The organism is Chitinimonas violaceus, assembly GCF_052601015.1.
Genome location: NZ_JBQXDJ010000169.1, coordinates 1 through 1,587, shown reverse-complemented (window position 1 = coordinate 1,587; position 1,587 = coordinate 1). Strand labels below are relative to the sequence as shown.

2 protein-coding genes and 1 pseudogene are annotated in these 1,587 nt (G+C 56.1%); 1 reads left to right on the top strand and 2 read right to left on the bottom strand.

The features are described 5' to 3' along the window. Nucleotides 1–1,060, bottom strand: a 1,060-nt coding sequence (locus ACUHMQ_RS20700; RefSeq protein WP_445297334.1) for a PLxRFG domain-containing protein, incomplete at its 3' end; no start/stop codon positions are given. 18 nt (nt 1,061–1,078) lie between these two features. On the opposite strand from ACUHMQ_RS20700, the gene ACUHMQ_RS20695 reads away from it, so the two are divergent. Beyond that, the gene (locus tag ACUHMQ_RS20695) at nt 1,079–1,252 is read left to right on the top strand and encodes a hypothetical protein (protein WP_445297335.1); all 174 of its coding nucleotides are present in this window, start codon (nt 1,079–1,081) and stop codon (nt 1,250–1,252) included. A 144-nt stretch (nt 1,253–1,396) separates the two neighbouring features. Here the strand turns inward: ACUHMQ_RS20695 and ACUHMQ_RS20690 are convergent. Continuing rightward, nucleotides 1,397–1,519 (bottom strand): annotated as a pseudogene (locus tag ACUHMQ_RS20690) (hypothetical protein); the annotation flags it as partial. Between the last annotated feature and the right edge of the window lie 68 nt (nt 1,520–1,587).

Here is a 1,587-nt window from a genome sequence, read left to right as displayed (position 1 = left end):
CGGCTGCCTCTTCCTTGGGTTCAGTCAGGTACTGCACTAGGCTGACCGCTTCGTCCTTCACGTCACCCTTGCAGGCTTCTGCCGCTTCCAGCATCTCAACCCGATTGAAGTTACCGGAAGCTTGGCGGGCATTGGAGACAATGAAGCTGGCCACCACGCGGCTAAGGTCGTCGCAGTAACCCTCGACCCCTTTACGGTGGATCATGCGCTTCAGGGCGCTGCGATTCGACACAGCAAGCTGCAGGTACTCTTGTGTCGCTTCATCCTTGTCGACACCCAGTTCCTTAGCGAACAAGGCGACGGTTTCAGGGGTCATGCCTTTGAACAGCTTGTAGCCTGACTCCGATAGAATGGACTGACGCACTTTGGCTTGCGGGTAAGCCTTGGCCAACTTGAAGGCTGCCCTGTTTGCTTCCAGCTGGCTTTCAAACAGCTGGAAGGCGATACGGTCCCCCTTGCTGTCAGTCACATCGACGGCGTAGTTACCAAAACGCATCAAGGGTGCATACCCGCGTGCCTTCAGGCTTTCCGCCTTGTCGATTACATCATCCGCCAGCTTGGCGAGCTTCAAAATCCGTGCAGCCTGGCTGGTATTGCCGCTGCGTTCCTGATCCTGTGCCACACGGGTTAGTGCTGCGCCGATAGTCTGTTTCAGGCTCGTAAGGCTGGCGCTAGTTTCGCGTAGGTTCTCCACCAGTAACGGATTCAGTGCGGATTTGCGCAACAGCTTGAACAGCGTTGAGCGGGTGACATCATCCAGGCTGGTGTCGATGGCGGCGCGGCTTTCGCGGTAGATGTCGATGGCTTGCTGGTCGAGCTTGAATAGCTTGCGTAGCTCGTCATCGCTGAACACCACGCCCTCAGCAACGCCGCCTTCAATCTGGTGCAGGTTGCCGTCTTTATCGCGGGTGTATTGCAGTGTGCCAGCAAAGACAGCCTGCGACGCCACCTTGACGGCTTGGCGTCTGGCTTTGGAAAACGCATTCTTGCCATTCTGGATCAACTCACGCAGGTCGCCGACTTTGGGCAACAGGCTCGGCGCGGCAGCCTCTGCCCGCATGGAAAGGCGGGAAACATCGTGCAGATAGGATTGACCCGCGTCGAATACGCGCTTGAATGCTGGGCTGATTGTGGCTTTGTGGTATTGCGTACCTACGCTGCGGTGCCACCAGCGATTAAAGGTACGGTCAGATTGGAACGCTTTGGCAAGAGCGTCAGTGATTTCTCTTTGGCCAGCCCGCGAATAGAGTAAACGCCGTAACGGTTTCTCTAAACGGTTCCCTGGTAGGTGCTCGCCAAGTCGAGCCAGTATTGATCCCCATCCAGTGCTGCCTGCTTCGCGTAAAAGGGTACGCGTGATAACCGTTCTTTTAAGCGTTGCGCTTCCAATAACCGACCGCGCTGCTGCTCCTGAAAGCTCGCTTCCAGTGCCGGCGACAAGTTCAGTGAAACCGTTCCGTCGGAGTTCAGCCGCACTTTGTCTGGCAAGCCTTGAGAAATACTCGCCGTCGACGGAAATTCCGTCGCGTTCGAATCGACCTTTCTCAAAGTTGTAGCTGACATGGTTTAACTCCTTGGCGACATTCG